This is a genomic window from Sphingomonas sp. PP-CC-3A-396, from assembly GCF_004343105.1.
Classification (GTDB): Bacteria; Pseudomonadota; Alphaproteobacteria; order Sphingomonadales; family Sphingomonadaceae; genus Sphingomonas.
In genome coordinates this window covers 243,292-264,001 of the sequence record NZ_SLYF01000006.1, presented here as the reverse complement: position 1 = coordinate 264,001, position 20,710 = coordinate 243,292, and the positions used below count along the sequence as shown (strand labels likewise).

The 20,710-nt window shown below is 61.3% G+C and carries 15 protein-coding genes and 1 tRNA gene; 6 read left to right on the top strand and 10 right to left on the bottom strand.

What is annotated here, in order from left to right:
* Nucleotides 1-451 precede the first annotated feature (451 nt).
* From C8J40_RS13655 to C8J40_RS13630, 6 genes are all read right to left on the bottom strand, one after another.
* Entirely contained in the window at nt 452-1,822 is a 1,371-nt protein-coding gene (locus C8J40_RS13655; RefSeq protein ID WP_132897459.1) for a hypothetical protein, read from the bottom strand.
* On the bottom strand, nt 1,822-3,666 hold the full coding sequence (locus C8J40_RS13650) for an AAA family ATPase (protein ID WP_132897458.1): 1,845 nt from the start codon (nt 3,664-3,666) through the stop codon (nt 1,822-1,824). The genes C8J40_RS13655 and C8J40_RS13650 overlap by 1 nt, the downstream gene beginning before the upstream one ends.
* On the bottom strand, nt 3,666-5,267 hold the full coding sequence (locus tag C8J40_RS13645) for a restriction endonuclease subunit S (RefSeq protein ID WP_132897457.1): 1,602 nt from the start codon (nt 5,265-5,267) through the stop codon (nt 3,666-3,668). Before C8J40_RS13645 ends, C8J40_RS13650 begins: the two co-directional genes overlap by 1 nt.
* Complete coding sequence (locus tag C8J40_RS13640) at nt 5,264-6,739, bottom strand: class I SAM-dependent DNA methyltransferase (RefSeq protein WP_132897456.1); 1,476 nt, start codon at nt 6,737-6,739, stop codon at nt 5,264-5,266. Before C8J40_RS13640 ends, C8J40_RS13645 begins: the two co-directional genes overlap by 4 nt.
* Entirely contained in the window at nt 6,736-9,099 is a 2,364-nt protein-coding gene (locus tag C8J40_RS13635) for a DEAD/DEAH box helicase family protein (protein ID WP_132897455.1), read from the bottom strand. Before C8J40_RS13635 ends, C8J40_RS13640 begins: the two co-directional genes overlap by 4 nt.
* Nucleotides 9,100-9,711: 612 nt before the next feature.
* Nucleotides 9,712-9,785 (bottom strand) — tRNA-Gln (locus tag C8J40_RS13630).
* 185 nt (nt 9,786-9,970) lie between these two features.
* On the opposite strand from C8J40_RS13630, the gene C8J40_RS13625 reads away from it, so the two are divergent.
* Entirely contained in the window at nt 9,971-11,014 is a 1,044-nt protein-coding gene (locus C8J40_RS13625) for a Ppx/GppA phosphatase family protein (protein ID WP_132735192.1), read from the top strand.
* Entirely contained in the window at nt 11,011-11,682 is a 672-nt protein-coding gene (locus C8J40_RS13620; RefSeq protein ID WP_056487962.1) for an RlmE family RNA methyltransferase, read from the top strand. The genes C8J40_RS13625 and C8J40_RS13620 overlap by 4 nt, the downstream gene beginning before the upstream one ends.
* 412 nt (nt 11,683-12,094) lie before the next feature.
* Here C8J40_RS13620 and rpoZ read toward each other — a convergent pair whose 3' ends face one another.
* Nucleotides 12,095-12,439 (bottom strand): DNA-directed RNA polymerase subunit omega, encoded by a 345-nt coding sequence (gene rpoZ, locus C8J40_RS13615; protein ID WP_055882033.1) that lies wholly within the window; start codon nt 12,437-12,439, stop codon nt 12,095-12,097.
* A gap of 141 nt (nt 12,440-12,580) precedes the next feature.
* On the opposite strand from rpoZ, the gene C8J40_RS13610 reads away from it, so the two are divergent.
* Nucleotides 12,581-13,741 carry a phosphatidylserine/phosphatidylglycerophosphate/cardiolipin synthase family protein gene (locus C8J40_RS13610; protein ID WP_132735190.1) on the top strand — a complete coding sequence of 387 codons (1,161 nt, stop codon included), beginning with the start codon at nt 12,581-12,583 and terminating at the stop codon, nt 13,739-13,741.
* Nucleotides 13,742-14,070: 329 nt separating this feature from the next.
* Here C8J40_RS13610 and C8J40_RS13605 read toward each other — a convergent pair whose 3' ends face one another.
* Nucleotides 14,071-14,685 (bottom strand): methyltransferase, encoded by a 615-nt coding sequence (locus tag C8J40_RS13605; RefSeq protein WP_132735188.1) that lies wholly within the window; start codon nt 14,683-14,685, stop codon nt 14,071-14,073.
* 192 nt (nt 14,686-14,877) lie between these two features.
* Between C8J40_RS13605 and C8J40_RS13600 the strand changes: the two genes are divergently transcribed.
* Together C8J40_RS13600 and C8J40_RS13595 are read left to right on the top strand one after the other, a co-directional pair.
* Nucleotides 14,878-15,213, top strand: a complete 336-nt coding sequence (locus tag C8J40_RS13600; RefSeq protein WP_132735186.1) for an antibiotic biosynthesis monooxygenase — start codon at nt 14,878-14,880, stop codon at nt 15,211-15,213.
* Entirely contained in the window at nt 15,210-16,532 is a 1,323-nt protein-coding gene (locus tag C8J40_RS13595; RefSeq protein WP_132897454.1) for an MFS transporter, read from the top strand. Before C8J40_RS13600 ends, C8J40_RS13595 begins: the two co-directional genes overlap by 4 nt.
* A 108-nt stretch (nt 16,533-16,640) precedes the next feature.
* Here the strand turns inward: C8J40_RS13595 and C8J40_RS13590 are convergent, their stop codons facing one another.
* Nucleotides 16,641-16,925, bottom strand: coding sequence for a hypothetical protein (locus tag C8J40_RS13590; RefSeq protein ID WP_132897453.1), 285 nt, complete (start codon nt 16,923-16,925; stop codon nt 16,641-16,643).
* 268 nt (nt 16,926-17,193) lie between these two features.
* The gene (locus tag C8J40_RS13585; RefSeq protein ID WP_132897452.1) at nt 17,194-19,467 is read right to left on the bottom strand and encodes a CDC48 family AAA ATPase; all 2,274 of its coding nucleotides are present in this window, start codon (nt 19,465-19,467) and stop codon (nt 17,194-17,196) included.
* A gap of 286 nt (nt 19,468-19,753) precedes the next feature.
* Here C8J40_RS13585 and C8J40_RS13580 point away from each other — a divergent pair, with 286 nt between their 5' ends.
* On the top strand, nt 19,754-20,638 hold the full coding sequence (locus tag C8J40_RS13580; protein WP_132897451.1) for a LysR substrate-binding domain-containing protein: 885 nt from the start codon (nt 19,754-19,756) through the stop codon (nt 20,636-20,638).
* Nucleotides 20,639-20,710 lie beyond the last annotated feature (72 nt).

Here is a 20,710-nt window from a genome sequence, read left to right as displayed (position 1 = left end):
TCGTGAATAAAAATGAGTCCACCTTATCCGTACGCTTAGCAAAAGCGTTTCCTTGGACCCTCTTCCCCGGTGGGTTTTCTAGAATTATTTTTCGCACATGCAGGACTGGAACCACGGCAGAATGCACGAACGGCCGGTCTCGACCCGCGTGGCGCTCTGTCGAAGGCCGGGTGTGGGCAAATGTAAAAGGGGTACTCCCCCGCCCAACAGCTGCCGGTCGCGCCGGGAGAAGCCACTGCATATGCGTCGCCTCAGCACAATTTGGTGGATAGCGGAATGGCCGCGTTGGAGCAGCACACGGTTTAAGCGACCTTGCGTTCAGACTTTCACCTCCGGCAGACCGAAGGGTCGGGAATGGGCCCAGTTAGTCGTAGAGGGGCCCGCGGCGGGCTTCGATCGAGCCGTTCACGGTTTTACATGGACTATCGATGAAGAAACGGCCGTATGGGCACTAACCGTTGTTTTGCCCAAATCGCCTGATTGTGATGCGCGCCTCATCAAGCGTAAGGATAAAAGTCGCCGCTGTCCGTTCGATGTTCACATTCCCATAATGCATCTGGCGGTGGTGGTTGGCGCACAAAATCATGATGTTCGTGGCTGACAATGAGCCAATTTCCAACTCGGACACCGGCGTCGCGTGGTGTGCTTCGACATACGGCTCACCGTTCAACTTGATAAACCCGACAGTTTCTAGGCCCAGTGCGTCGCAAATTTGACACCTGAAGCCATTTGCGCGCTTCAAGCGCGCGCCGATGCTACCTCGTTCTATGGACTTGCTGACGCGCTCGCGAACCATTGGTGGCCTTGTTAGCAACTTCCGTTCTGTCTTTTCCAGATCCTCAACTACCGGCTGCGGGATCGTAGCCGTGCCTGCCTGTTCAAAGGGTATCAGCAGCCCTTCGGCCCAACGTCGGACATACGTTTCGCGCTCGTTCAATTCCTTGCGCCATGGGATTGCGGCTTGCCCAGGCAATAGACGCGCATTCGCCCGGACTTTCGCAAGCGTTGAGCCGGACCAATTGTAGGTTTGAGCAGCCAGGCGCATGTCCGGCACCGGAAAAGCCCAGCGTCGTCCCTCCCGCGACCAGGCATTCGCAAAATACTCGACGACGCACAGCCCAAGCGGCGGAACGCCAGCCTGATAGCAGGCGAAATCGAGACGTGACTGGACATTACCCAGCACGCGCCCGTGTCTGGTCAGGTCATCAAACCCGAGCAATGCCCCCACGTCGGCGTTTGAATATAAGTTCAATGCTCCACTGTGCTGATTGGCACGATCCGCCAGCCAGTCCAGAACGCGTTCCGTTCGCTGCTGGGTCAACGTGCCGAGATCGGCCGGTGGCTTATCACTTTCATTCGCCACGCCCAGAGTCCGGTTGGCATACCAAAGCGCACGGGCGGAAAATTCTTCGGGATTATCGACGATGATCTGCTCGAACGAAAGCGCACGCATTTCCGCTTGGTTGAGCGTTTCAAATCCCTGCGTCACTTTGGAGCGGGCAACGGACACTTCCGCTGCGTCAATCAGGCCACGATTGCGCAAGATGCGGAAGGTATATTCCGCATTCTTGCCGTCGCGCTTTTGCAGCGCAACATAGCGGCCGATCGCGTTGACGATGCGCTTTTCGGCAGAGGAAAGATCGGCTAGGTCAAGGCCGGTTTTCTGCTCGACCATGATACGGCCAAATTCGGCGTATTTGTCCTGCAATGCCTGTTCGATTTCGGGCGTTCCCGCGCCCTTGGCTTGTACATTCCGCTCAAGGGTGTCGAGCTTACCGAGACTGGGCACGCCCCCAATAATGGCAAGAATATCCTGAGCCATTAGGCCGCCGCGATCTTGGACTGGATGAAATCGAAGATAGGGCGGAACGGCTCAAAATTCTGGGCATCAAGACCTGGAACCACTTGCTGGGCAAATGGAACCTTGTCGCCGATGAACTTCACCGGCTGCGCCAATTCGGTCAGATCAGGCGCAAAGTGACCTTCGAGGCCAGGAACACCATAGAACAGTAGCTCTATGGCAAACCGAGCCTGGGAGCCGAAAACTTGGCCGTCGGGCCGAATAACCTGATTCCGCAAGGCATGGGTGGCTGCGACGGGAACAAGCATAGCATAGCTTTGGCAGTTCGCACGTTGTCTTGTCAGGCAGCGCGCCACGTCGGCTTCAATCTCATTCCCCAATTGTACCCAGTCACTGTAGGCCCCGTCGAAATCGAACAGGGCAAAAAATTTCCGGCCTGGATGCCCGTCGTACAACGTCTGGCGCTTCATGAGATTGCGCAGGAATGAGCAGTCGAAGGCTTGGGCGATCTCGAACGGACAGTGCGCATCGTCATAGAGCTTGCGCCATGCCGTTTCGAGGATGGCCACATCCGAAATGCCTTCAGTAAACAGTACCGGCCCGGTTGTGTTGGTAAGCACGAAATCGACGCTCAGCCGTGCTTCCGTCTCGGAAAACGTAATCAATCCAGCTGAAAGCGACCTAACGATTGTGGCCTTGTCTGGCTGATCAGTCGTTACGCCTGTGGCACCTGATGAGAAAAGGCGGACGCGGCTCTCGGATTGAGCAGCTACGGTTGAGGCGCTATGGCTGCTCAGCAGGATGTGATTGGTCCGCGCTGCCTCCGATGAAATAGCGCTCACCTGATCAAGGAAGTCGAATTGCCATTCGGGGTGCAAGAAGGCGTCTGGCTCGTCCAGCAGGATTAGGCAATTCCGCTGCTTGAATAATTCGGACACGGCAAAAACATAGACGGATTGAAACTGACCATCGCTAAAGCGGTTCAGTTCTGACACTTCCAAACCATCAAGTGCGATCCGGATGCTGATGTCGTCCAACATCCCTAAAACACGCAGGGCATCGAACGACCGGAAGATTGTTTCCGAAGTCAAATCGCCATAGGCCTCTCGGAACTCGTCAAGCTCGCATTCCAAGACGTAGCGATCGTTCTCTCTATTGTAGAGAGTGCCGGGGGTGAACGCGCCCGCCATGCAAGCGACAAGCTGATCGAGGAAAGAACGGACAACGCCCGTCGCTCCCCAGAAAAGCTGCTTATCCTCGAACGGGTCGAAATCCGCGGTGCCTGCAAATTCAGGCCGTTTGAGCACGATCGTAACGATGCGGCTGTTGCTGAGAATCCCCAATTTCTGACAAAGATAGCCGCGCGCCAGACTAGCTTCTGGCAGTAGCATCAGCACAACGATGAGCAGCTTTTTGCAGGCCGGGCCAATCCCGACAAAGCGCGGGAGCATCGTTGCGTTCGCCCGGCGGAGGTTGCGACGATAGCGGTCCTCATACCGCGCGACCAGCGCCGTCACGTTGTTGTTCTGACCCGAATAATAGACCAGAACATTGTCCGGCAGTGGTGTCGCTCCAATCGTCCGCCGCCCGGGATTATCATTGATGTTCAGAAGGCCGTTGCGCCATTCGATCCGAGTTTCGGCCCCGGCGATCTCGAAGCCGATAGCATATTCGAAGCCAGGCCCAGCGGCCACGGGATCGAAATCGAAGATGTGGTCGAAAATCTCGATCAGGGCTTCGAGGAAATTGGATTTGCCCGACCCGTTCTTGCCGACGAAGATGTCGATGAACCCGTCGCCATCGAAGCCGATCGAGAAATCGCGGAGGTTCTTGTATTGACTGACCCAGACCGAGCGGAGGCGCATCAGGCGGCAGCCCGTTCGGTGATGGCGTCGGCAAGGTGGCGCTGGGTCTGGGCGGCGTCGGATAGGCGGGCCTTAAGCGCATCGCACAGCGCCATCAGGGCTTTTACCTTGGCGACGATGCGGCGTTGTTCGGCAAGAGGCGGGACTTGCAATGTGGCGTTTAAAACCGTCGTCTGGTTTATTTTCGGCATGCTGCCCGAGGTCCCAGAAGCATTGGCGCGAAAATAATCACGTACTGGCTTCGAGTTCAGTGATATTACTGCAAATTCCGATATGACATCGGCTGAGAACCGCACCTTCATCATCAAGTCCGGATATATAAAACTATTATCAGATCCTGCGTATAATGCAGAAACACCTACATATTCCAGTGAGTTCGCTCTCTGGATAAGTATATCTCCTTTTTTAATCCACAATTCAGACTCGGGGTCGGGAGTTTCAATATCAACAAATTTGTAGTGCAATCCGTCGAAATTACCCTTGGTGGTTGCGGAAAGCGAAAGGCTCTTAATTCCCGTGTCATAATCAACAGCGCGCGGAGAGAATCCGTTCTTTGGTCCGAAAACTAGCAAATCCCGAAGCCTCTTTTGTTTAAAGGCTGCGCTGTTAGTGTTCGTAAAGCCACCACTCACGGCGAGTTCGACAATTGCCCCTTTGAATGATTCAATGCTGGCGTCAGTAGTGAAAAGGTCGTCGAAATGGCTTTCCAGTCGCGCCCAGTTGGTGACAAGAGTGGCGGTATCTTCGCTGCTCATCAGCGTGGCGAGGAGATTTTCAACCAGCGCCTGATGCGCGGCCATTGCGTCCGCGCTCTCCCGCTCCAGCGCATCGCACAGCGCCATCAATTCATCCACCTTAGCCACAATCCTCCGCTGTTCGGCTAGGGGTGGGAGGTTGATCGCAAGCTGTTCCATACGCTCCTTGGTCATGTGCAGCATCGCAATGCCATGACCAGATGCTTTGATCGCGCTCGTCTCATTCTGCAGAAACAAGCGAAGAAAATCGCGGGAAGTGTCGGCCTCTGAGTGCGGTTCGAGTTTCCAGATATGGTAGTGATAGATTACCCGACCACCCTGCCATATGAAGGGCCCGAAGGAAGCGGACCAAGCATAAATCAGATCCCCATCGGTAATATATTTATCGTTTTCGAGATCGATATCGGAATAATACCAATCATTCGACGTGAACAGGTTGCCAACTCTCAACACCGGCGTGCCTGAAGACAGCAGCTCCTGTTTCTTGTATGCTCGACCGTTTATCACCCGGACCAGGGCACCAAGTCTCGTTGCAGTCCAATTCTTGGGCAGGCCGGGGGTAGCAGTGGACATCAAAATTTTTGCTGGTGCTCGAAATTTGCCCCGAGCGATTGCAACTTGCAGCGCTTTTGCTGAGCGCCCTACCAACTCACCCGCCGGTTCATCGCCCTCATCCTGAGGCACCAACTTGCCACGCACCGCCAGATCGAGGGTTAGCGCGCGCAGCCGCTCGACGCCGTAAAGGCTTATACGCCTACCGCCGCCGCGCCCTGCGCGGGATTTGCGCTGGATTGCGCCGGTCCAGATGTCGATATTCTCGGCCACCAGCTCAGCGATGTCGGTCACGCCTTCGTGCCTCCAAGGGCTTCGGCCAAGATGCCCTTCAACTGGTCGCGAATAGACTGGATTTCCGCCTGCTGCGCCAAATAGGCGGCGAGCAGTTCGTCGGGATCATGGCTGATCGATTCCGCCTGATGCGGGTTCTTGCAATCGAGATTGTATCCGCGCGCAGCGACATCGGCGGCGCTGATTTTCCACGCCTGTTCCGTTTCTTGGCGTGCGCGGAAGCCATCGGCTTCGTCGCCCCACCATGCCTGTTCCGCCTCGAATTCCTCGAACTGCATCGGCCTGGTTTTGTTGTAGCTGGTCACCCCGTCCGGATAGGGGTGTTCATAGAACCAGACATTCTTTGTCGGCGTGCCCTTGGTGAAGAACAGTATGTTGGTCTTGATGCCGGTATAGGGGGCGAACACGCCGTTGGGCAGGCGGACGATTGTGTGCAGGTTGCACTCTTCGATCAGGCTTTGCTTCAGCGTGGATTTTACTCCTTCGCCGAACAGGAAGCCATCGGGCAGGACCACTGCTGCGCGGCCGTTAGTTTTGAGCAGGCGGATGATCAGCGCCATGAACAGGTCGGCGGTTTCTCGGGTGCGCAGGTGGCTCGGGAAGTTATTCTCGATCCCGTCTTCCTCCATCCCGCCAAAGGGCGGGTTGGTGGCGATCACGGCGACGCGGTCCTTATCGGTGTAATCGCGAAAGGCTTTGGCGAGCGTGTTGCCGTGGCGGATGCCGCTGGGCGTATCGATGCCGTGCAGGATCATGTTGGTGACACACAGCATGTGCGGCAGCGATTTCTTCTCCACGCCCCGGATCGAGCCGCGCAGCGTTTCTTCATCCGCCGTCGAGGCGACACTTTTGCGCTTATGCTCGATCGCGCAGCTCAGGAAGCCGCCGGTGCCACACGCCGGATCGAACACGGTTTCGTTCAGTTGCGGGTTCAGTCGGTTGACGATGAACTGGGTGACGGCGCGGGGGGTGTAGAACTCGCCCGCATTGCCGGCACTTTGCAGGTCCTTCAGCACCTGTTCGTAGATCGCGCCGAAGGTGTGACGGTCCTGACTGTTGTTGAAATCGATCTCGTTGATCTTGTTGATCACCTGCCGCAACAAGGTGCCCGATTTCATGTAGTTATAGGTGTCCTCGAACACGTCGCGGATCACCTGCGCGCGCTTGGCTACGTCGCCTTGCGCGGGCAGATCGCCCTTCAGCTTCGGAAACAGCTGCATGTTGACGAAATTGAGCAGCTTTTCGCCGGTGTCTCCTTCCTTGTCCGCCGCCCAGCTGCGCCAGCGCAGATGCTCGGGCAGGGGGGACGCGAAATCGTCATCGATCAGCTCAAGCTCCGCCTCGCGATCATCTAGGATCTTGAGAAAGAACAGCCAGACCAGCTGGCTGATCCGCTGGGCATCGCCATCCACGCCGACATCCTTGCGCATGATGTCCTGGATGGATTTGATGACGCCGGATACATTGCTCATTCGTTCGCTGCCTGTTCGTAGATCTGGTCTTCGAGTTCCCGAAGCGCCGCGTCATAGGCATCCTTGCCGCCGAAGGCACCCTTGATGATCTCCATCGGGGTGCCGAGCTGTGCGAACGGCTGGAGGCGCAGGACCTTGGTGTCCTCGATCGTTTCCACACCGTCATCGGCATATTTATCGAGCAGCGCCTCCAGCACAGCGCGCGCCTTGTCGCCATATTTGGCGAAGTAATTCCGCTTCTTGACCTTCTCCGCTCGCTCATGCCGGGTCAGGGGCGGCGCACCGAAAGCGATGTGAATCAGCAAATCGAAATCACCGAAATCCTTGCCGACCGTTTCAGCCAAATTTTCCAGGATGACGCCGCGCTGTTCCAGCTCGTCGATGATCGCCTGTTTGCGCTCGCTGGCGTTCCAGTGCCAGATGAAGTCATCCAGCGACTGATATTCCGAAGCGATCTGTTTGCGGGCGTAATCGCGATAGGATTCGATCACCAGCTTGCCGTCGCTGCCGACATACTCGATCCGCTCATTCATCACGCGAGCGGTCACGCCGCCGACGACGAATTTGCGTATGCCACCGCCGGTATCGTGGTTATCATCACGATCGTCGGACTCGTTCCCCGGATCGCCTTCATTATCTTCGGGACCAAGCGCGTTTGGGTCGTCATTTTCGCCCAGGATCACGATCGGGGGGCCATCGAAGGTATCGTCCCGGAACAATTCCGTGGCCCGCTTGAAATCCATGATCGTGAAGAAGAACTTATTGTTGTCCTCATCGATTCGGGTGCCACGGCCGATGATCTGCTTGAACATGGTCATGGAATTAATCGTGCGGTCGATCACGATCAGCTTGCAGGTCTTGGCATCAACACCGGTGGTCAGCAGCTGGGATGTGGTGGCGATGACCGGATAAGGCTCCTCGGGATCGATAAATTTGTCCAGCTCGGCCTTGCCCTCGGTGCTGTCACCCGTGATGCGCATGACGTATTTGCTGTTGTCTTTCGCCAGCTTGCCCGCCGCGTTGACAATGGCCTTTCGCATCCGTTCGGCGTGATCAATGTCCTCGCAGAAGATGATAGTTTTCGACATCGGATTAGTCGCGCGCAGAAACTTCATCACTCGCTCGGCAACCAGTTTGGTCCTCTGGTTGAGCACCAATGTGCGGTCCATGTCCCTCTGGTTGTATTCGCGATCTTCGATCAGCCCGCCCAGATCATCGACCATTCCGGGGGGCGGGGTCCAGCCTTCCACGTCCCGGTCGATGTCAATCCGGATCACTTTGTATGGCGCCAGAAAGCCGTCCTCGATCCCTTGCTTCAGGGTGTACGTGTAGACCGGGTCGCCAAAATACGTGATGTTGGAGACGTATTCAGTCTCTTTCGGCGTCGCCGTCATGCCGACCTGGACTGCGCTGTTAAAATAGTCGAGGATTTCGCGCCAAGCAGAATCCTCCGCGGCGCTCCCCCGATGGCACTCGTCGATAACGATCAGATCGAAAAAGTCGCGAGACACCGACTTATAAATCTTGTCGGATTCTTCGGTGCCCGTGATTGCTTGATAGAGTCCGAGGTGGATCTCGTATGCCGGGTCGATCGAGCGGTTTTTGATCTTCGTCATCGCCGCGCCGAACGGCTTGAAGTCATTCACCAGCGTCTGATCGACGAGGATGTTGCGGTCGGCTAGGAACAGAGTGCGCTTGGCCGCGCCAGCCTTCCACAAGCGCCAGATGATCTGGAACGTCGTGTAGGTCTTTCCGGTGCCGGTGGCCATAACGAGCAGCACGCGGTTCTGGCCCTTGGCGACGGCCTCTACCGTCCGATTAATGGCATCCAGCTGATAATATCGTGGCTCTTTCCCGGAGGGGTCGATGTGATACGGCTGTTGGACAAGGTTCTGCTCTTCCGCCGTGACTCGATGAAATTTCCGGTAGCGATTCCACAGAGTTTGAGGATCAGGGAAGGCATCCATCCCGTATTCGGTCTCAATGGCCTCTCCAGTGGATGCCGCCCGATTGTGGTCGGCAAATCCGTCCCCATTAGAGCTGAGTGCGCTGGGCACATCGAGGATCTCGGCATAGCCCAACGCCTGTTGCAGGCCGCTGCCAACCGAATGCTTGTTGTCCTTGGCCTCGACCACGGCCAGCGGCAGACCCGGTTTTAAGGAGAGGACATAGTCAGCGAATTTCCGTTTCTTTTTATTGCGGGACGACAAGTTGCCACGAACGACCACCGGGCCGGGAGCGAGCGTAACCTCCCGACGGATTTGCTGCATCTGATCCCATCCGGCCTGCTTGATCGCAGGTGTTATAAACAGGTCACAGATATCGATCTCGCTGCACCTCTTTTTCTCGGACGAGTCCAATCCAGCTACCCTATTCGCAAATTGCTCTTTTCAGCGTCTTGTCCGCCAACGGTGTCGGCACCGTATCGCACGGAGTGGCCAAGTCACCATAATTCCAAGCCCTACGTAGACCGTTTTTCTCGAACCGCGGTAGATAGCCGCCGGTCCCGCAACCGGCGCAGCATTGCTCGTTCGAAGACGTAGCCAAGCTGAATGCGCGAACGTAGGCTCCTGTCGGGACCCGGCATTCGACCGGTCATGCGCGAAGGGCAGCAAAGTCCCAAGCCAAGCCCTTCCGACAGGCGCTCCCGCGACATGAACCAACGGCCGAAGTTGGGGACGCGGAAAAGCCCTGGAGTGTCGACTATTGGGTCTTGCCAACCGCTAGCCGCTCCAAATCTTGGCGGCATACATGAAGGAACACGCCGTCCAACCCGCAAACAGGAGAAATTAGGGTGTTTCGCTACCCTGCCTAGAGAGGAAGCACCTCCTCATCCTAGGGCCTCACGCATTACCGTGCAGCTCGGAACACCATCAAGACGACAGGACCACGCTCTCCCTCCACCGAGGCCAAGCACGCCGACAGAGGCTTCTGTCACGGAGGTCCAGTTTCGATGTCAAAGGATAAAGCGCTGGATGCCCCGTGAGGATTCGAACCTCAATAGGCGGTATCAGAAACCGCAGTCTTACCATTAGACGACGGGGCATCAGCGAGGGCGCGATCTAGGCGGGCAGTTTCGCGCTGTCAACGCCAAGATGATGCCGATCCGCCAGTTCGCTTGCGTAATCGCGCCGCCGCGCTACATTCGTTGCCAAGCACCGGGCGGGTATTTTCCCGCAGCGGCAGATATAGATAGCGAGTTTTGCGGCGATGGGGGATGTTTCCACCCGAATGCCGTTCCGGCAGGGCTCTCCTGCCCGTCCGGCGGCGACCCGGCCCGGTCGAGGGCGGTGGGCCGATGCGCAGGCGTTTGCTGCGCTGGATCTCGGCACCAACAATTGCAGACTATTGATCGCGCGACCGCAGGCTGGCGGGTTCGCAGTGATCGACGCGTTCTCGCGAATCGTCCGGCTCGGCGAGGGCCTGGCGTCGACCGGCAAGCTGAGCGATGCGGCGATCGAGCGGACTATCGCCGCCTTGCGCGTGTGTTCGGAGAAGCTTCAGCGCCGCAACGTCACGCTCGCGCGGTCGGTGGCGACGGAGGCGTGTCGGCAGGCGTCGAACGGCCCCGCGTTTATCGCACGCGCACTGGCCGAGACGGGGATCCATCTCGACATCATTTCCGCCGAGGAAGAGGCGCGGCTGGCGGTGCTCGGCTGCCACGCGCTGATCGAGCCGGGGGAAGATCCCGCGCTCGTGTTCGACATCGGCGGCGGGTCGACCGAGCTCGTGCTGGTGGACACTTCGACGCCGATCCCGACCGTGCTCGACTGGCATTCGGCGCCATGGGGCGTGGTGTCGCTGACCGAGCATGCCGGTGGTGGCGAGGGCGAGGACGGTCGCCGCGCTGCCTATGCGCGGATGCGTCAGGTGGTCGCGGACAGCTTCGCGGGGTTTGCCAGCCGCCTGCCCCGGCATATCGAACGGCCGCGGCTGCTCGGCACCAGCGGCACGGTGACGACGCTCGGCAGCGTGCATCTCGGGCTCAGCCATTACGACCGCTCGGTGGTCGACGGGCTGATCGTGCCGGCCTCCGCGATGCGGAAAATCAGCGCCGACCTTTCCCATATGTCGATCACGGAGCGCGCCAAGCTGCCGTGCATCGGCAACGAGCGCGCCGACCTGGTGGTCGCGGGCTGTGCCATTCTGGAGACGATCATGGATTTGTGGCCCGCCGAACGGCTCGGCATCGCCGACCGCGGCATTCGCGAGGGTATTTTGCGCGGCCTGATGGGTTCGCCCAAGCCTGGCAAAGCCACCGGAGTGGCGGCATGAGCCGGGGCGGTTCCGGAGGGCACGTCCGCGTCCTCACTGCGCGGAAACGGACCGCGCAGTCGACGCGCTGGCTCGAGCGGCAGCTGAACGATCCGTATGTGAAGCGCGCCAAGGCCGACGGGTATCGCAGTCGCGCCGCGTACAAGCTGATCGAGTTGGACGAGCGGTTCGAGCTGATCCGCGGATCGAAGCGCGTGGTCGATCTCGGCCTCGCGCCGGGCGGCTGGGCACAGGTGATCCGGCGGCGGATCCCCAAGGCGACGGTCGTGGGCATCGATCTGCTCCCGGTCGATCCGATCGAAGGCGTGACGATCTTCGAGATGGATTTCCTCGACGATGCCGCGCCGGGCAAGCTGATCGAGGCGCTGGGCGGCGCACCGGATCTGGTGCTGTCGGATATGGCGGCAAACACGGTCGGGCATCCGCAGACCGATGCGTTGCGGACGATGGCATTGGTGGAAACCGCGCTGCACTTTGCGTGCGAGGTGCTCGAGCCAGGTGGCACGTTCGTGTCGAAGGTGTTCGCGGGCGGCGCCGATTCGGAGTTGGTCGCGGAGATGAAGCGCAACTTCAAGACGGTGAAGCATGCCAAGCCGCCGGCGAGCCGCAAGGGGTCGGTCGAGTGGTTCGTGGTGGCGCAGGGGTTTAAGGGTCGGTCAGCGGATTAGCGTGGCTAATCCGCGTCGCGGACCGACCCCGGTCAGCGTTGCGAAGCAACGACTGACGACGCGGCTTTGCCGTGGCGCCCTGCCTCAGGGTGATACCGAACGCGACGTTAGTAAGCATGTTTCCCCGCGAAGGCGGGGATCCAGACTGGGCTCCCGCCTTCGCGGGAGAACAAGGAGGCAGGCGCCCGGACTGATCGCCCTTGTGCCCTGACCACCCCCAAGGTGAAGCCGCAGCCCCCTCCCCTCTCTTCTTCAGAAAGAGGGCTTTAACCAAACACAGAAAAAGCCCGCGGACTTGGATCCACGGGCTCTCTATTTCACGCGCCGCGGCGAAGCCGCGTCGTCGGTCGGGCGATGCCCGCCGGCCGGGGATTCGGCCTAGACGGAGATTAGCAAGTGCTAATCCCCTGCCTCATCCCTCGTAATCAGCACCCAGATTCTGGTTCCGCGGCGGCGCAGCCGCCGTCAGACGCAAAGCCTCGGCCGAGGCGGCCAGGCTGCCGACGGCATCGACCTCGTCGTCGTCGTCGACGCGAACCTTCTGCAGGCCCTGGATGACCTGTTCCTTGAGATGCGCCGGCTTGACGTTCTCGTCGGCGATCTCGCGCAGCGCGACGACCGGGTTCTTGTCGCGGTCGCGGTCGAGCGTCAGTTCTGCACCGCCCGAAATCTGGCGCGCACGCTGGGCCGCGAACAACACCAGGTCGAACCGGTTGGGGATCTTGTCGACACAATCCTCGACGGTAACGCGCGCCATGCGGCTTCCTTCGTAACAACGATAGAATGAGAATGCGTCGCCTACGGGGGGTGGCCCGCAAAGTCAAGAATTGCGCCGCCCCCGCATCGTGGAGGCCGCCGCGGGTTGCCACCCGTACCCCGCTTGTCCATCACGCACGCCATGGACGATCCCACCGAACAGCCGACATTCGCCGTCGACGGCAACCAGATGACGCTGCTCGATACGGGTCCCCGCCGTCTCGACGCGGTGCTAGCGCTGATCGACGGCGCCGAGCGGACTCTCCGCGTGCTGTATTACATCTACGCCGACGACGAGTCCGGCAAACGCGTCAACGCCGCGCTCATTGCCGCCGCCAAGCGCGGTGTGGACGTCGCGCTGATCGTCGACGGGTTCGGCAGCGACGACGCACCGCATGCCTTCTTCGAACCGCTCGAAGCCGCCAACATCTCCGTATGCCGCTTCTCCGCTAGGTTCGGTCGCCGCTATCTCCTGCGCAACCATCAGAAGCTCGCGCTCGCCGACGAAGCGCGGATCATCATCGGCGGCTTCAATATCGAGGACGATTATTTCGGCACCGCCGCCGAACAGGCCTGGCGCGATCTCGGCCTGTTGGTGGAGGGACCGGCAGCAGGGCGGCTGGCCGGCTATTTCGACGCGCTGAAGGACTGGATCCACGAGCCCAAGAACAAGCTGCGTCGGCTCAACGCGGCGCTGTCGCACTGGAGCGAAACCAAAGGCGCCACCCGGTGGCTGATCGGTGGCCCTACGCGGAAGCTCTCGCCCTGGGCTCGCGCGGTCCGCGACGACATGCGCGCCGGGCGGCGGATCGACATCATCGCCGGCTATTTCACGCCTAGCCCCGCGCTCCTTCGGCGGCTCGACAAGGCGGGACGGCGGCAGGCCGACGTGCGGATCGTCACCGCGAGTAAATCGGACAACAACGCGACGATCGCCGCCGCCCGGTTCACCTATGCGGGCCTGTTGCGCAAGGGCGTCCGACTGTTCGAATACCAGCCGACCAAGCTGCACACGAAGCTCTACGTGATCGACGACGCGGTCCATATCGGCTCGGCGAATTTCGACATGCGCAGCCTGTTCATCAACCTCGAGCTGATGCTGCGGATCGAGGATGCAGCGTTCGCAGGCCATGTTCGCGGGTATATCGACGGCGAGGTCGCAAAGTCGACCGAGGTGACCAAGGCGCTGTACCAGGCGAACACCGGCTGGCTGCAGCGGATCAAGCAGCTCGGCGCGTATTTCGTGGTCGCGGTGGTGGACCCGAGTTTGTCGCGCGGGCTGAACTTCGGCATCGACGAATAGGGGCGCCTGATCGACCTGCTCAAATGCCGACCGCCTGATCAATCGTCACGCCCGCCATAACCCGTCACCCCAGCGAAAGCTGGGGTATCCCCGTTGAAGCGGGCATGGGCTCGAACCGAGAGACCCCAGCTTTCGCTGGGGTGACGAAGCTTTGGGGGTGAGGTGTCGGGGTCGGGATGAGCAGTGGATTCTGGATGCGTTCGCGACGCACTCAGCGCCTACGGCAAAGCCGCCGTCGGACGGGTTCGGCTTAGCCGACCCGCCGGCCGGGCCTGACGCTGCGCTCCGCTATCGCTTTGCGCACCGGCGCGGACGTCGCCGCGCCTGCGTCAGTCCTTCCACGCCCAATACAGCTGCGCCGGGGGCACATTCCACCACTCCATATCGTGGTCGATCGACGTAAAGTGCGGGGTCAGGAAGTCCTTCACCTTGGGCGAGAACTGATAGACCAGGAATGCGCCACCGGTGCGCAGAACCGAGTGCGTCGCGGTCGCGATCGCCGGGCCGACACCGGGGGGCAGCGTCGAGAACGGCAGCCCGGACAGCACGTAATCCGCCTTCTCGAAGCCATGATCCGCGACGATCGTCTCGACCTCGTCCGCCGACCCCAGCACCGCGAAGAAGCGCGGGTCGGTGATCGTGTGGCGCAGATACTGGATGAACTCGGGGTTCGTGTCGATCACCACCAGCTTGGCATCCGCCGCCATCCGGTCGAGGATCGGGCGGCAGAAGGTACCGACGCCGGGGCCATATTCGACGAACAGCTTGCAGTTCGCCCAGTCCACCGGACCGAGCATCTTGCGAATCAGCTTGTCCGACGACGGCACGATCGATCCGACCATGACCGGATGTTTCAGAAAACCGGAAAAGAACATCTGCCACGGGGACGGCACGCCGGCAGGGCGGCTGCGTGCACGCCGGGTGGCGGTGGTCGAACTGGGCATCGTGTTCCTTACGATCAGGGGTCCCGCACGGTGGCGGAGCTTTGCCCCCCCCGTCGCACGAATTCCGAACGCGTTTCAAGGGCCGCGGGTTGCATGCGGCGACGAACCGAAGTGGAAGTCGTGCGGCGACAAGTGGTTCCGGCGATCGGCCAATGCCGTTGCCAAGCCCGCGGCATCGCTTAAGCACGGGCCATGCACGATGATCGAACAGGAGAGGTGGCGGTCATTTTCGTGTCGTTTCGTAACGGCGCGGACATGAACGGTTATGCCACGGCCGCCGCGGCGATGGATGCGCTTGCCGTCGCACAACCCGGCTATCGCGGGGTCGACAGCGCGCGCGAGACGGACGGCATGGGAATCACCGTCAGCTACTGGGCGGACGACGCCGCCGCGATCGCGTGGCGCGATCATCCCGAACATGCGGCGATTCGCGATCTTGGCCGAGCGCTCTGGTACGACCGCTATTCGGTGACGGTTGCGCGGGTAGAGCGCGCGTATCAGTGGGCGCGACCAGGATGGGCCCGATGAATAGCCCAGTGATCAGCGGGGCGCCCGAAGGCCCGAAGATCGACCGCCGCTTCGCGCTGATGTTTCTCGTGATGCTGACGATCGCGGCGGGCAACACCGCGCTGCAATCGGTACTGCCAGCGCTGGGGCGATCGCTCGGGGTCGCCGACAGCGCCGTGGCGGCGGCGTTCTCGGTCTCGGCGCTGCTGTGGGTGATCGCCGCGCCGTTCTGGGCGAATCGGTCGGACAAGCACGGCCGGCGCGCGATGATCCTGCTCGGCGTCGGCGGGTTCAGCGTCTCGCTGACCTTGTGCGGCGTGTTCCTGCTGGCCGGGATCAACGCCTGGATCGGCGGCACGACCGCGTTCCTGTGCTTCATCGGTGGCCGGCTGATCTACGGGACGTTCGGTGCGGCTGCCCCGCCGGCGGTACAGGCGCTCGTCGCCGGCGAGACGACGCGCGAGGAACGCACCAAGGCGCTGACGTTGCTCGCCTCCGCGTTCGGGCTCGGTACGATATTGGGGCCGGCGATCGCACCATATCTGATCCTCGGCTCGATCGGCGGAGTCGAGATCGGGCTGGCCGGTCCTGCCTTCCTGTTCGCGGTGTTCGGCGTCGCGGTGTGGATCACGGTGCGACGGATGCTGCCCGACGACAAGATCGTCGCGCCACACGAGACGCACGGCGCGAGTTCGGCCTATCCCTCGATCGGCGGCGCCCCGACCGGCGCGTCGGTCGCCGCCGCCACCGGATCGCATGTCGAGCATGTCGGCTACACCGACCCCCGCATCCGCGCGTGGATGATAGCCGGACTGGTGATGGGGCACGCGCAGGCGATGACGGGGCAGGCGATCGGTTTCCTCGTAATCGACCGCCTCCACCTCGCCCCTGCCCTCGCGCTCGAGCCGACCGGCATCGTCCTGATGATGGGCGCCGGCGCCGCACTGCTCGCACAATGGGGCATCATCCCGCGTCTCAACATGACCCCGCGTCAACTCGTGCTGACCGGGCTCGTGCTGGCGGCGGCAGGAACCGCGCTGACCGGTATCGCGACATCGCTGTACACGATCGCCACCGCCTATGCGCTGGCGAGCCTCGGCTTCGGCTTCACGCGACCGGGGTTCACGGCGGGCTCTTCGCTCGCGGTGGGCGCCAACGCGCAAGGCTCGGTCGCGGGCAAGGTGACGTCGATTAACGGCGCCAGCTTCGTGCTGGGCCCGTCGATCGGCGTCGGACTATACGAGGCGCAACACTCGCTGCCCTATCTGGTCGCGGGCGCGGCATGCGTCGTGATGATCACCTATGCCTGGGTGTCGCTGAAGGATGCCAGGGACAGTTAGAACGGGTCGGCCCGAAACGCATTTCGGGCGCACGCATTATCGTTACGCGTGCGCCTTCACTCGGTCAGGCGGCGCTCGTGTTCCGGTCTGCCGCCTCGCAACCGTCCGCTATTTCGCGGAAACCATGATGCAGTATAAAAGCACCGGCACGCCGATCAGCAGAATCATCAACAACAAGTTCATCTGGATAAGTCGGTTCAGCCATTTCGGCCGCTGCACGGAATGCTCGTCCGCATCCGCTTCCGAATAGTCTTCGACGATATCCATGTCGAACTTGTTGGAAAAGAAATGCCTTGGCCGCATCCGCAAGAAGGGCCGAGGTGAACGAGCGTGATCGTCTATATCCTGGCGCACCGACGGATGATCGCCGGATTTCGAGGCCGAGTCTGACATGATATGGTTTCCGTTTTACTCGAGATCATGGGCCTGCAGAGCACGGCCCAAAGGTCAGATCGAATAAAGCCCGAACTCGAACGGCCTATAGCCGCGAGTTCGGGCTAACCACGTGCGGCGAGTTGCCCGGAATGGTCGCGGAAACGCTTATGTGTCGCAGGAGCGTACATGGAAGTTACATCGGAGCCGGATGAGGTAATGTCAACGTATAGCGGCGCAGACACGGATCGCCGATGGGTAGCCCCCCTCCGCCGGGAGTGGGCGCTAGTCATTCCGCACTTTTCGCGGGAAAGGCGAAACCGATTGGCTGGATCGCAGTGGCGTCCTGCTTCAGGCGGGCAGCCATCTGTTCGTATTCGCGTTCGGTCTCCGGCGTGACGCTGGCGCGCGACTCCTTCAGCGCGCCCTCGAAGTCAGCCATCGTCACGTCTGTCGAGTCGATCGACCTACGCAATGCCACCAGGCCGGCGCGGCGGACGACGTCCTCCAGATCCGCACCGCTGAAACGGTCGGTACGGTCCGCGAGACGATCGAGATCGACGTCGGACGCCAGCGGCATCTTCTGCGTCTGGATACCGAGGATACGACGGCGCCCGGCCTTGTCAGGAACACCAACATAGACGAGTTCGTCGAACCGGCCCGGGCGCAGCAACGCCGGGTCGATCAGGTTCGGCCGGTTGGTCGCGCCGATCACGACGACCGACTGCAACTCTTCCAGCCCGTCCATCTCGGCGAGGATCGTGTTGACGACGCGCTCGGTGACCTGCGGCTCGCCGGCACCCGAGCCACGCGCAGGCACCAGCGAATCGAGTTCGTCGATGAAGATCACGCACGGCGCGACCTGCCGCGCGCGCTGGAACAGGCGGGCGATCTGCTGCTCGCTTTCACCGTACCATTTGCTGAGCAGGTCGGACGATTTGGTGGCGATGAAGTTCGCCTCCGCCTCGCGCGCGACCGCCTTCGCCAACAACGTCTTGCCGGTGCCGGGTGGGCCGTAGAGCAGGAAGCCCTTGGCCGGGCGGATGCCGAGACGGCGGAACGCGTCGGGGTTCTTGAGTGGGAGTTCGACGCCCTCCTTCAACCGCATCTGCGCGTCGTCGAGACCGCCCACATCCGCCCAGCGCACGGTCGGCGCCTGCACCATCACTTCGCGCATCGCCGACGGCTGGACGCGCTTGAGTGCTCCCAGGAAATCCTCGCGCGTGACCGACAGTTCGTCGAGCACCTCTGGCGGGATGGTCCGCTCCTCAAGATTGAGCTTGGGCATGATCCGACGTACCGCCTCGATCGCCGCCTCGCGGGTCAGCGCGGCGAGATCGGCGCCGACGAAGCCATAGGTGGTACGCGACAGCTCATCGAGATCGACGCGGTCGCCGAGCGGCATGCCGCGCGTGTGAATGCCGAGTATCTCGCGACGGCCGCGCTCGTCGGGCACGCCGACGACGATCTCACGGTCGAACCGGCCCGGACGACGGAGCGCTTCGTCGATCGCCTCGGGACGATTGGTGGCCGCGATCACGACGAGGTTTGCGCGCGACTCGAGACCGTCCATCAACGTCAGCAACTGCGCGACAAGACGCTTTTCCGCCTCGCCAGACACCTGACCACGCTTCGGCGCGATCGAATCGATCTCGTCGATAAACACGATCGAAGGCGCTGCCTTAGCCGCTTCCTCGAACACCTCGCGGAGGCGTGACTCCGACTCGCCATAGGCGGAGCCCATGATCTCGGGGCCGTTGATCAGGAAGAACTGCGCGTCGGACTCATTGGCAACGGCGCGTGCGAGACGCGTCTTGCCGGTGCCGGGAGGGCCATGCAGCAACACGCCCTTGGGTGGATCGACCCCGAGCCGCTGGAACAGTTCGGGGTAGCGGAGCGGCAGCTCGACCATCTCGCGCAACTGGTCGATGGTCTGCGCCATGCCGCCGATGTCGTCATAGGTGACGTCGGCACGCCGCGCGGCCTGCGGCTCCTCATACTCGGAGCGCAGTTCGATCTCGGTATTCTCGTCGATGTGCACCACGCCCTTGGGGCTGGCGGCGATCACGGCGAGACGGATCTCCTGGAGCGCGTACGCCGGCGCGTTCATGAACTGCTGGACGTTGGGCGGCATGTTGCCGACCCGCTGATGCCCTGCGGTCGCGACGATATCGCCCTGGCAGATCGGGCGGCCCAGGAAGGTGCGCTTGAGTGCGTTGGTCGAACCCTGAAGGCGAAGGTTCTGCTGCGCGGGGGCAAAGACGACGCGCGTCGCAGGCTTCGATTCGGCTTTCCGCACTTCGACGAAATCGCCCGAGCCGACGCCGGCGTTGGCACGCTGGAGGCCGTCGATGCGGAGGATGTCGAGCCCTTCGTCCTCCGGATACGGGCCAACTGCCCGCGCGGGCGTGTTCTGCTTGCCGAGGATCTCGATGACGTCGCCTTCGCCGATGCCGAGCGTCGCCATCAGCGCGCGCGGAAGGTGCGCGAGGCCGCGGCCACTATCCTCGGGACGCGCATTGGCGACCTGGATTTTCCGCGTTGGGATTTCGCTGTCGGGCATGTCGACTCCATTCGAACTCGTAGCGCCTGAGATAGGGCGCCGGTTCCGATGGTTCGAGGCCTTGAAATCGCCTTCCCGGATGGAAAACGCACAAAAAAAGGGCCGGCCAATAAAGGCCAGCCCATGAAAGTTTTTAGGAGAGGATGCCTGAAAGGCGAGGTCTTTGTGCGGCGAGACGGTTCATGTTGCAAGTGCGAAGGGATCAGCTACGATTGCGCTAACTGCAATCGTATGGCTGAATGCGTCCTGCGGTCTTTGTCACACGCGTCGAGTCGAAAGAGGAATCATGCGCAGGCTGCCGCCACTGGGGGCTATCGAGGCGTTCGTGCAGGTCGCGCGGCTGGGGTCGATCAAGGCCGCGGCCGAGGATCTGGCGCTGTCGGCGCCTGCGCTCAGCCGGCGCGTGCAGAGCCTGGAGCGCTTCATCGCCAAGCCTTTGTTCGCGCGCAGGCATCAGGCGATGGTGCTGAATGCGGATGGCGAGCGGCTGCTGGCTCAGATCGCCCCGGTGCTCGATTCGCTATCCGATGCGGTCGAATCGTTGACCAGCACGACCGAGGTGCTGCGGCTGCGGCTCGGCATCCTGCCGCTCTACGCGTCGCAGAAGCTGTTTCCGCGGCTGGGTGAGTTGCGCAACGCGCATCCCGAACTGCATCTCGACATCGATACCGCGGCGCATCTGGTGTCGCGGCTCGGCGACGGGCTCGACGCTGTGATCGCCCTGTCGCGCGAGATCGATCCAGCGTTTTACGCACGGCGGCTCGATCGCAATTCGGTGTATGTGATCGGTGCACGCAGCCTGCTCGACCGCGCCGATCCGGTTACGCGCCCCGAACAGCTCGCGACACTGACCGCTCTGGTCCACCGCGACATGCCGGATACGTTCACCGCATGGCGGCATTCGGCGGGGCTCGACGATATCGAGCCGTTGGCGATCGATCATTTCGATTCGGGCGCGCTGATGCTGGAGGCGGCCGCCCAGGGGCTTGGCGTCGCGTTCATGCACGCCAGCCATTTCCAGGACGCGAACGATCCGCGGCTGGTGCGGCTGTTCGATATCGAGGTGGAGAGCCCGTACAGCTACTGGTTCGTCTGCCGCCCACGGGCATTGCAGAGCAAGCCGGTGAAGCTGTTCCACGACTGGCTGATCAGGACCGTAGCGGAGGTCTAACCGCTACTCCCCTCCCGCTTGCGGGAGGGGTCGGGGGAGGGGCGTGGCTCACTGAACGGACGCCAGTACGTA

What these genes read in the sequence shown, in the direction of transcription:
- C8J40_RS13650 (WP_132897458.1), bottom strand. Translation starts at nt 3,666, where the DNA reads ATGCGCCTCCGCTCGGTCTGGGTCAGTCAATACAAGAACCTCCGCGAT.
- rpoZ (WP_055882033.1), bottom strand. Translation starts at nt 12,439, where the DNA reads ATGGCGCGCGTTACCGTCGAGGATTGTGTCGACAAGATCCCCAACCGG.
- C8J40_RS13605 (WP_132735188.1), bottom strand. Translation starts at nt 14,685, where the DNA reads ATGCCCAGTTCGACCACCGCCACCCGGCGTGCACGCAGCCGCCCTGCC.
- C8J40_RS13590 (WP_132897453.1), bottom strand. Translation starts at nt 16,925, where the DNA reads ATGTCAGACTCGGCCTCGAAATCCGGCGATCATCCGTCGGTGCGCCAG.
- C8J40_RS13595 (WP_132897454.1), top strand. Translation starts at nt 15,210, where the DNA reads ATGAATAGCCCAGTGATCAGCGGGGCGCCCGAAGGCCCGAAGATCGAC.
- C8J40_RS13610 (WP_132735190.1), top strand. Translation starts at nt 12,581, where the DNA reads ATGGACGATCCCACCGAACAGCCGACATTCGCCGTCGACGGCAACCAG.
- C8J40_RS13620 (WP_056487962.1), top strand. Translation starts at nt 11,011, where the DNA reads ATGAGCCGGGGCGGTTCCGGAGGGCACGTCCGCGTCCTCACTGCGCGG.
- C8J40_RS13655 (WP_132897459.1), bottom strand. Translation starts at nt 1,822, where the DNA reads ATGGCTCAGGATATTCTTGCCATTATTGGGGGCGTGCCCAGTCTCGGT.
- C8J40_RS13640 (WP_132897456.1), bottom strand. Translation starts at nt 6,739, where the DNA reads ATGAGCAATGTATCCGGCGTCATCAAATCCATCCAGGACATCATGCGC.
- C8J40_RS13585 (WP_132897452.1), bottom strand. Translation starts at nt 19,467, where the DNA reads ATGCCCGACAGCGAAATCCCAACGCGGAAAATCCAGGTCGCCAATGCG.
- C8J40_RS13580 (WP_132897451.1), top strand. Translation starts at nt 19,754, where the DNA reads ATGCGCAGGCTGCCGCCACTGGGGGCTATCGAGGCGTTCGTGCAGGTC.
- C8J40_RS13600 (WP_132735186.1), top strand. Translation starts at nt 14,878, where the DNA reads ATGCACGATGATCGAACAGGAGAGGTGGCGGTCATTTTCGTGTCGTTT.
- C8J40_RS13625 (WP_132735192.1), top strand. Translation starts at nt 9,971, where the DNA reads ATGCCGTTCCGGCAGGGCTCTCCTGCCCGTCCGGCGGCGACCCGGCCC.